The following is a 9392-nucleotide window of genomic DNA, read 5'->3' as shown; positions in this document are numbered from 1 at the left end:
AGCAATATCAGAGAAGGCTGTGATTTCCCTAGGAAAGTAATGTTTTGAATAGTGATTCACAAAATGTGCCTTTATGAATAAATGATATATAGTAAGAAAGCATTTTTAACATGGCACCAGGAATTGACGCTTTTTCGCTAATGATTTATTTACTCCTGGACAGCCAGAGGTAAAAATTAGTATTCAGGTTTTCAATCTCTTAAAACAACATTTCGATTTCGCTCAATGTGACAGCAACTACGCCAAATAATCCAGCCATTCCATTAATCAACCACCCGAAATTCTAATTCTAAACGCTCACCCTTTTCCATCAATTTCTCATAAAATGCACCTTGTTCCAATGGATCTCCATTAGCAAGAACGATTGATGGGAAAGGATTGAGAATCTTAAGGGGGCCTGCTTGGCGTGAGCTGATTGATACATTCACCGTATTACCATTCTTAGTAGCACTGAGTTCAAAAGCTCCTTCGGCTAAGAATTTGTCGAAGGATGCTGTTTCCCAATTTTCAGGAATGGCAGGAAACAAGCGGATAAATCCCTCATGACTTTGGATAAGCATTTCTTGAACTCCGGCTGCAAAGGCAAAATTTCCTTCAAGTGTGAAAGGCCTATAGGTGAAATCGGAGTAACCTTTGCCTGATTGGTCTCCATTGACATGGAAACTATTAGGAAGGCAGAAGTTCTCGGCAAACAACCTCAAGGTTTCGGCAGCACCATTTCCATCTAGCATTCTGGCTTGAAGATTTCCTAGCCAGCTGAAAGAATATCCAACCCAAGCTTTGCTTCCCAACACCTTCAAATTAGCGACCGTATTGCGGATTATTTCTTGTGATTCTGCTCCATCAGACCAGTTGATCAGGCTCAGAGGATGAATTCCCATCAAATGAGAAAAGTGTCTATGTGATGCGTCAAAAGGTATTCCTGGTGCTATCATTAGGCCAGATTCTGGATCCACAGCATAATTTGGCCATTCGGCTAACTGCTGCTCCCAAGATTCAGCTTCCTCTATGTTTCCTAATTCTCTAGCTAATTCAGCCGCCTTGGTATAGACGTATCGAATGATGGCCAAATCAAAGTTTGTGGTCGCATCAAACCAAGCCTCTGGACTATTGTTATGCAATTCCGGTGATGAACTGGCAGGTAGTTTTTTGTTACCATTTTCATCTCTAATTGAAACTTCATTGAGGTAGGTGGCCACTTCGGCGAACCAAGGATAAGCTCGATTTTCTAAAAACTCTCTATCCATGGAATACCTCCATTGCAGGTAGAAATGCTGAGCCAACCAACCCGAAACAGTTGGTCCAAATGAATATTGGATCCAGCCACCCATAGGTTCACCAGTCAGTGTAGTGACTCCGGGCACATTCAATCCATTCGTTCCAAAGTAGGCTTTTGTATAGGCCTTGAAGGTATCCTTGTATTGCCATAGCCAGTCAACATAACCAATAGAAAGATCCAAGTGATTGCCAGAGTAAGCTGGCCAATAACTCAGCTGGGTATTGAGATCATGGTGGAAATCACCCTTCCAAGGTGGTAGTTTGCCATTGTCTGCAGTCCAAACAGCTTGTAAGGAAATAGGAGGGGCATCAGCTCGTGCGGCTGCGCCAAACTTATATTGCTCCAAATACCATTGGCGCTCCAAAATGCTGTCTGGAATAGAAATACTAGATTTGGACCAATAGTTTTTCCACCAGTCCAAGTGGCTACTGAGGGAATTATCATATCCCGGGGCTAAGCTTTTGCTGGTCAATTCAGAGGCAATGTAATCACTGCTAACTTCTTCATTGATCACAGAGATACTCCAAACACCGACCAGCTGAGTTCCTTCACTTTTCCAGCGGATAGAAACCTGATAACTGGATTCAGCCCAGCCTTGCTGCACATAAACTATAGAAGAATCTGTCTTTGTAACATCCCCCAAATCATATTTTAGTCTTCTCAAATCCTGGCCAGTTAATGAATTTGCCGATTCTGATGTTTTATCTAGTGCATAAGCAGGTATGCTGATTTCAGGAATAAACTTATTTTGATCTAGGCCTTCAAACTTGAAAAAGCCAGCATTTTGTGTTGCGTGAACAAAAGTTTTCAACTTCACTCCTGAATCCCATGTCACTTCTGCAATACCAGAATTCAAGTTTAGGTTACTATTGAGGACTTTTCCGAACGCTTGTGTTGCAAATTCTATCGCTGCCCCAGGGATTTTGGAAGGTGCAGGCGAGGCATCATAGGGGACGTCGAATAAGTTCTGAACACGTTGGTATTCCTTGTTTTTCCACTGCTCTACTACCCAAGAGAATTTCCATTCTTCTCCCTCCAAATTCTCCATGGGACGCAAATCCCACAAATTCACATGATCCATGGAAAGTCTCAGCTTACTGTCTTTTTCCCAGATCAGAGCACCTATATGACCATTTCCTAGCGGCAGGCCCTCATCCCATGTTTGAGGTAAGTAATCAAATGATAAGTCATAAGGTATAGTTGCTCTATTTTTTACCTGTGCCAAACTCGGTAGGCTAAACGCCAGCAGTACTAGCATTAGACTAATTCTTAGGGTCTTGTTCTTCATGGTTTTAGGAAATATTTTGAAATCGCTATTTTGGATTAATTAGCTTTAAATGTCAGCCAATTGACATAGTTCTCATTCTAATTTATTGGTGCAAACTCCACTTTGGGAGCTTGAATCTCGTCAATTTTAATATTTTTCTTCGTCATTCCTTTGACTTGAATTTGATTTGGTCCTAGTTCAAAATTGTAGTTGTTGTCTGCGATCGAGACATGATTTTCTGCCCAAATGTAGCAATTGATAAAAAGCTCATGCTAATGCAGAGAGGTAGTATAAAGCGGGTTTTGGGGTTTAGTGAAAAGGACATTGTCAATCTTGGAAAAAGGGGAGGTTCTATAGATTTCTTTCTTATGTACAACCAATCTAAGAATAGCTCATTTAGGAAACAAAGTGATATAAAAGTGGGGAGGAGATGTTGAGATTGTGCCTTCAGAAACCTGCTTATTATTTTCTAAAACTAGTGGTTTTTACCTGAGACTTTGTTGAAAAATAGGCTTGGATTCAAGTCGTTTATCAGATTCAAAGAAAAAAAATGCTGTAAAAGCAGCTCCATTTATCAAAAAAATGAAAAGCAATAAATGGAGACTTTTTTCGATTGCCTGCGCAAATTGAGTAATTTATTCCCGTTTGAATCAAGAAGCAGGAAGCTTTTAGGACTTGGAAGTCCTGATTTGACTATATTATAATCTAGCATGTACTTTGTGATTTTAAAGTCAACTAAAACCCCACAGCTATGAAAGATCAGCATACAAGTATCGCAAACAGATTTTTGCAAGTCTCTAATTATTCTGAAGGACTTACCTCCTTGCTTGCGGGCACCTATGTACTCTCACTTGCCATTGCAAACAAAAATTTAGCACTAAGAATAGCGCTCGGCGTTGCTGGTGGCTACCTTATCCTAAGAAGTGGTTCCAAGTTGAATTCTGGCAGTACAGGTAAGGAGCCCTTTTAATTAATCTTAGCTCCTTTGTCCAAATGAGGTCGAAACACCACCGCTGAATCTTGTATGTTCATACTTTACTACAAAGAAGAAATGTTTTGTCATTTCGACTCGACTGGAGTATTATCTAGTGAATCTTCTGGAATACTGTATCAGACCACTTGAAGTGTTATTGGATTACTTTATAAAACATAGCATTGTACTTCTTACTTCTGAAATTTTTTTAATAAGCAGCCTTGAATGCAATTCACGAATCCCTAATTTGTGTTTATGTTCAGCCAAAATGTATTTGGCTAAGGAATGAATCACCTTACAACTAAAATAGAATGAAGTCAAAACCTCTAATTTTTGCAGCAATCACAGCTTTGTTTGTCTGCTTTGAAAGTTTCACTATAAAAGCGGAGCTAGTTTTAGCGGCCGAGTTTAATATCAAGAAAGATTTGCTTCTTGTGAATTTTGACTGCAAAACAGACGTGGATGATATTCACACTGCTGCAGCTTTGATCACGTTGATGTCCCATTCCAAATTTGAAAAGGTGAATTATCATGCCGTTGCGGGTACTTATGGGATTCAGGAAGGCTTGTATGTTCCGCCCAATGATCTTTTCCAACTTGCCTTTGAAGACAACTGGTCTGATGCAGATGCAAATTCAAATAAGGCACTTGAGCAGGTGATGAAAAAGGTGAAAAAGACCTTAAACAAGAATGGAGATATATGGATAGCAGAAGCTGGGCAATCTGATTTTACAGCCAAACTGGTGAAAGCGATTCAAGCAGAATTGCCCAAAATAGATGTTTCAACGCGTGTTCATGTGGTTCAGCATAGTGATTGGAATGAGAAAGTTACTTCTCCCGAAAGCTTGAAATTTGTGCAAGCAACAACAGATTACCAAAAAATCCCAGATGGAAATGCTGTGGGTAATGGTTCTCCAGGTTTCCGCATTCCTGAATATACAGCTTGGGAGAGCGAGATCAAGGATCCTAAACTTCTTGGAATATGGGAAATGGCGGTTGAAATTGGCTTAGCATACAATGGAAAAGACGGACGTTACAATAATGAGGCAGTAGCCAGTGGCGGATTGGATTTCTCAGATTTGAGTGAAGTTTGCTGGATTTTTGGCATTCAAAACATAAAAGATGCACCCCAATTCTTTGATGAATATGGGCAGTAAGACTCAGGGATATTCTGTTGGGGCTTATAGAAAAGGACAATGAATGCTGTTGAAACTAGCACTCCTCATATAATTGGTCCAAAGTAAAATGATGATTTTATCAGTTCTATTAAGCCTTATCCTGATTGTACTCGCTTTGATTCACTTCAATTGGGTATTCGGTGGAGAGTTTGGGTTCAAAGAATCCTTACCTACTGATGAACGAGGCGAAAGAGTTTTGAATCCCAAAAGATTAGATAGTGCTATTGTGGGCTTAGGATTGACAGCTTTTGGAATGTTCTATGTTTTTAAAACAGGCCTTTTTGCTTTTCACCTTCCAGAATGGATACTAAACTATGTGGGTTGGATTATCCCAGTTATTTTCCTTTTGAGAGCAATAGGAGAGTTTAGGTATATCGGGTTTTTCAAACGAGTTAAAAACACAGAATTCGCCCAGCTGGACAGAAAATTATTTTCTCCCTTATGTCTACTGATAGGACTACTGGGAGTTCTTGCCCAACTCTTTAAATGAATAATTGCAAGTTCTATATAGCTTTTGAAAAGAAGGGATTGTAGGTTCATTAGAATAAAAAAAAAGGAAATGAAGGGTACAGCTTGCCATTTGAAAGTCATCTATTTCGTATTTCTATTTTTTGTCTTGTTTTCTCAGACATTCGAAGGACAGGGGCAAAGTATTGTTTCTAGCAAACCCAACATTATATACATTGTGGCAGATGACCTAGGCTATGGAGATTTGAGTGCTTATGGTCAAGAGAAATTTGAAACGCCAAACATTGACAGGTTAGCTAAAGAGGGCATGCTTTTCACTCAACATTATGCTGGATCGACTGTTTGTGCTCCTTCAAGAGCCGCGCTGATGACAGGCTTACATACGGGTCATATAGAAGTTCGAGGAAATAAGGGTATAAATGGGGGACAATTTCCTTTGTCGCTGGAGGCAATCACCATTCCGAAATTGTTGAAAGAGAATGGTTATGTCACGGGAGCTTTTGGCAAGTGGGGGCTAGGTTACCCTGGTAGTACTGGAGCACCACTCAATCAAGGCTTTGATGAATTTTTTGGATATAACAGCCAGACCATTGCCCATAATTATTTTCCAAGAGAACTCTACGACAACGACAAGCTGGTAGAGTTGGTGGAAAACCGCGACACTCTAGAAGGTTTGTATGCTCCCGATCTTATTCATCAAAAAACATTGGATTTCATTGACAGACATAAGGATAGTCCATTTTTTCTTTTTGTTCCTTCAATAATCCCACATGCAGAGCTTGTTGCTCCAGCAGAATATATGCAGCTATTTCTTGAGAAAACTAATCCGGATTCTATGTATATCAGTGTGTTTGAGCCTGAGCCTGCATATAGAGGTGTTGATGACCCCGAAAATCCGCGTTATAAAATGGGGGCTTATGGGTCTCAACCAATGCCAAGAGCTGCTTTTGCAGCAATGATCAAGCTTTTGGACGATCAGGTAGGAGAGATATTGGATAAACTAGACGACTTAGGATTGGCTGAAAATACCTTAGTGATTTTCACGTCGGACAACGGTCCGCATAAGGAAGGGGGAGCAGACCCGGATTTCTTTAATAGCAATGGGCAATTCAAAGGATATAAAAGAGATCTATATGAAGGTGGAATACGGGTGCCTATGCTGGCGAGATGGCCTGGAAAAATAACTGCTGGAACTGAGACTGTTCAGGTATCGACTTTCTGGGATGTACTACCAACACTTGCTGATGTGACAGGAGTAGCTATTCCTGAGGGAATAGATGGAATTAGCTTTTTGCCGACACTACTGGGGGAAAACTCTCAAAAAAACCATGCTAGTTTGTATTGGGAATTTCATGAGCAAAATGGCAAACAGGCAGTAAGAAAAGGCAACTGGAAGGCTATTAGACTAAATGTTTTTAGTGAGGGGTCAGAAGTTTTGCTTTTTGACTTATCCAAGGATCCTGGAGAAACCAGTAATCTAGCTAATGAATATCCTAAGGTATTGATGGAAATGCTTGAAATCATGGATCGTAGTCGAACCGAAGATTCGAATTGGCCATTTGCCCACTCATCGGTTAAATAAATTCTTTTGCCAATAATTTATAATGAAAATTCATGTCAATACTCTCAAAATCAGCCGTTGCCAAAGGAGATGGCACTTTTAGCATTTGCGAACTGAGGCTTACTGGGAAGGCAATCCTATTGAGCGTTCTTTCAATCTTGGGACGCTTAATGAATATACCTTGGTCAAGGAATCCGCGGTAGTAAAAATATCTGAACCTTCCTTGAATTTTTCTGCTGCCAGCATTATTAGCTGTGGCGTAATGCCTGGCTATGGCTCTGTGGTAAATTCTGCCAGACTCAATATAGGTAGTTAGGTGGTAGTCCTGGGCTGTGGTGGAGTTGGTTTGAATGTGATTTCTGGAAGAATATTAAGTATTGATGATTTCCCCACCATTGGGATGAAGAATCTGCCCTGTCATATAGCTTGACTGATCTGATGCCAAGAAAAGGTAAGATGGAGCAACTTCTGAGGGCTGTTGAAAACTGGGATAGCACTATAAGAACTGGAGTATTAACAGTTTTGGGGTATCTAGCTATGGTATTTCTTTTGCGAATTTCTGGAAAAAGAACCTTATCGAAAATGAATGCATTTGACTTCGTTGTTACCATTGCTTTAGGCTCCTGTCTGGCCTCGATAGCGCTAAATAAAAACATCACATTAATCGATGGTTCGTTAGCCATTTCACTATTTATTATAATGCAGTTTATCTTCACTTACCTGTCCGTTCATATCAAAGGGTTTAGAACTTTGGTGACAAGTAAGCCTGCCATTGTCTTTTACAAGGGAAAGTTTTTAGAAGAAGAAATGAAAAAGCAACGCTTAACTCAGGAGGAGGTCTACAATGAATGTAGACTTAAAGGCTACACAAACATAGATGAGGTCTATCTCGTGATTTTAGAAAGTACCGGCGATATTTCAGTTCTTACTAATAAGGAAAAGGGAATTAATAGTACAATTAATTTGCACTGATACGGAAAGTATTCGCTGCATGGCCTTCTCGAAATGTGGTAGGAAATTCCCTCTATGGAAAAACTATCTGGGGTTATTTCGTCCAATCAACTATCAGGAATGTTACCTGTATGCGTTTTGGGCTGTTATGTTTGATTTTGCACAAGTATTGTATCAAGATCACTATTAACCAACTACTAAAATCATGGTAAATTCAATTTCAATTCCACACATACAGTCACTAGGAAGATTTGTACAGTTCTATATTGATCCTGTCAGTTTTCTTGCGTTCATTTCTAAAAATAATGTTCCTGTTTCAATGACTGAGACTGAAAAAAAGGAGGACAAACCGAATAATCTTTCTGAAGATTTCCCTTTGCCAGATGGTGACGAGATTAATCCGAACAAGAATGTGCCCGAAGAGGAAGAGTTTTTGCCTGATGAGCAGGAAGTACCAGTTGAAGAACCTCCGAAAGAGATTGAAGAAGACCCGTATTTCCCAAGAAAAGGTGATGGCTTGCCGCCTAAAAAAGAGGGCGAATTTCCACAAACAGATCCTATTTAGTGAAGAGTGATTTATAGTTTGGATTTAACACTTCCATGGAAGTGTACTCAGACAATCTTATATAATTTCATATGGCAACCCTTTAATATCATCAGACTATGACTGACGACGTGCATAACATGAATACTAATGAGGATGATGTAGTGGCAAAAATAATTATCCATATCCCAACTGAGCCTGAAGTTTCTTTTGAATGCCCTTTAATGTTCAAAATGCCTAAAGTAGGGCAGATTTTAGATATAGACTATGAAAACCTCATCTCAGAGGCAGCTCAATGGGAAAGAGCCAAGACCATCTTAGTAAAAAATTTGATGGTTATCGACAGGATAGATGGGCAGCATGTGTACTTACGCGTAGTTGATTCTACTGATTAATCCTCTAATTTTGGTTGATAAACGAATTTGTGATCAGGAAATTGATTAATTATGTTTCCTTTCTTTTCTCTTATCCCAGAAAATATGTCCTGCAAAAATCACCAAGCAGGCAATGGATCCCCAAAGCAAACCGGATTTGAGAGTATTGGTGTTTTTTCCAGTAATAGCAATCAACAATATAAGTGGAGTTATACCTGCTAAAGTAGCAGCTAAAAATTTCCAGTAATTCATTTTCAAAATTCCTGTGACAAAGCTTATAGCATCATTGGATAGAAAAGGATTAATCCGTGTAATTATCACTGCCCAAAAACCATAACTTTCTATAAAAGAACTGACCTTTTTGAGTGTCTTTTCACCCAAAAGACGAGTGACAAAAGTACTACCGACAAGCCTTCCGATTACATAGCCAACTGTGGAGGCAAGACCAACAGCAATCAGACTTATTATAGCACCCCAAATGGGGCCATAAGCAAAAATTGCTGCAATCATCAGTAAAATTGATGGGATTATCAGTAGGAACATTTGAAGCACCATAGCCACAATGATCAAGAAAGGTCCAAACCATCCAAAGCCTTCCACCCAAGTTTCAATTTGAGCTTCATCATCACTGGTAAGTACATTCCATGCTTCAGTGAGAAAATGGTTGACAGGAGGGATGGTAAAGTAACAAACCACCAATACCGAAATTAGAAGGATGGAAAGGTAAAGTGGAGTTCTACTTTTTTTGCTAACAGGAAACTTTGATTCTTTCATATTGACTATTAAAATTCACGGTT

General features: G+C 39.6%; 11 protein-coding genes. 8 read left to right on the top strand and 3 right to left on the bottom strand.

Going from position 1 to position 9392, the window contains the following annotated elements; translation table 11 throughout:
* Positions 1–263 precede the first annotated feature (263 nt).
* Positions 264–2567 carry a glycoside hydrolase family 95 protein gene (locus LV85_RS12835; RefSeq protein WP_245942295.1) on the bottom strand — a complete coding sequence of 768 codons (2304 nt, stop codon included), beginning with the start codon at positions 2565–2567 and terminating at the stop codon, positions 264–266.
* Between the two features lie 730 nt (positions 2568–3297).
* On the opposite strand from LV85_RS12835, the gene LV85_RS12825 reads away from it, so the two are divergent.
* The 5 genes from LV85_RS12825 (at position 3298) to LV85_RS12805 (ending at position 7042) form a co-directional block, all read left to right on the top strand.
* Complete coding sequence (locus tag LV85_RS12825; protein ID WP_111320008.1) at positions 3298–3516, top strand: hypothetical protein; 219 nt, start codon at positions 3298–3300, stop codon at positions 3514–3516.
* 314 nt (positions 3517–3830) lie between these two features.
* A complete protein-coding gene (locus LV85_RS12820) occupies positions 3831–4676 on the top strand; it encodes a hypothetical protein (RefSeq protein ID WP_111320006.1) in 846 nt (281 codons plus the stop codon).
* An 88-nt stretch (positions 4677–4764) separates the two neighbouring features.
* Positions 4765–5187, top strand: coding sequence for a DUF3995 domain-containing protein (locus LV85_RS12815; RefSeq protein ID WP_245942293.1), 423 nt, complete (start codon positions 4765–4767; stop codon positions 5185–5187).
* A 69-nt stretch (positions 5188–5256) separates the two neighbouring features.
* Positions 5257–6747, top strand: coding sequence for an arylsulfatase (locus tag LV85_RS12810; RefSeq protein WP_111320004.1), 1491 nt, complete (start codon positions 5257–5259; stop codon positions 6745–6747).
* An 85-nt stretch (positions 6748–6832) separates the two neighbouring features.
* Entirely contained in the window at positions 6833–7042 is a 210-nt protein-coding gene (locus tag LV85_RS12805; protein WP_211318410.1) for a hypothetical protein, read from the top strand.
* 54 nt (positions 7043–7096) lie between these two features.
* Here the strand turns inward: LV85_RS12805 and LV85_RS12800 are convergent, their stop codons facing one another.
* The gene (locus tag LV85_RS12800; protein ID WP_394336122.1) at positions 7097–7171 is read right to left on the bottom strand and encodes a hypothetical protein; all 75 of its coding nucleotides are present in this window, start codon (positions 7169–7171) and stop codon (positions 7097–7099) included.
* Positions 7172–7182: 11 nt separating this feature from the next.
* Here LV85_RS12800 and LV85_RS12795 point away from each other — a divergent pair, with 11 nt between their 5' ends.
* The 3 genes from LV85_RS12795 (at position 7183) to LV85_RS12785 (ending at position 8616) form a co-directional block, all read left to right on the top strand.
* Positions 7183–7698 carry a DUF421 domain-containing protein gene (locus LV85_RS12795; RefSeq protein ID WP_111320038.1) on the top strand — a complete coding sequence of 172 codons (516 nt, stop codon included), beginning with the start codon at positions 7183–7185 and terminating at the stop codon, positions 7696–7698.
* Between the two features lie 184 nt (positions 7699–7882).
* Positions 7883–8242, top strand: coding sequence for a hypothetical protein (locus LV85_RS12790; protein WP_111320002.1), 360 nt, complete (start codon positions 7883–7885; stop codon positions 8240–8242).
* 98 nt (positions 8243–8340) lie between these two features.
* The gene (locus LV85_RS12785) at positions 8341–8616 is read left to right on the top strand and encodes a hypothetical protein (RefSeq protein ID WP_146260473.1); all 276 of its coding nucleotides are present in this window, start codon (positions 8341–8343) and stop codon (positions 8614–8616) included.
* Between the two features lie 45 nt (positions 8617–8661).
* On the opposite strand, the gene LV85_RS12780 is transcribed toward LV85_RS12785, so the two are convergent.
* Entirely contained in the window at positions 8662–9369 is a 708-nt protein-coding gene (locus LV85_RS12780; RefSeq protein WP_111319998.1) for a TVP38/TMEM64 family protein, read from the bottom strand.
* Between the last annotated feature and the right edge of the window lie 23 nt (positions 9370–9392).

Origin of the sequence: Algoriphagus chordae (genome assembly GCF_003254055.1) — a bacterium.
GTDB lineage: Bacteria > Bacteroidota > Bacteroidia > Cytophagales > Cyclobacteriaceae > Algoriphagus > Algoriphagus chordae.
This window is presented reverse-complemented; position numbering and strand designations above follow the sequence as displayed.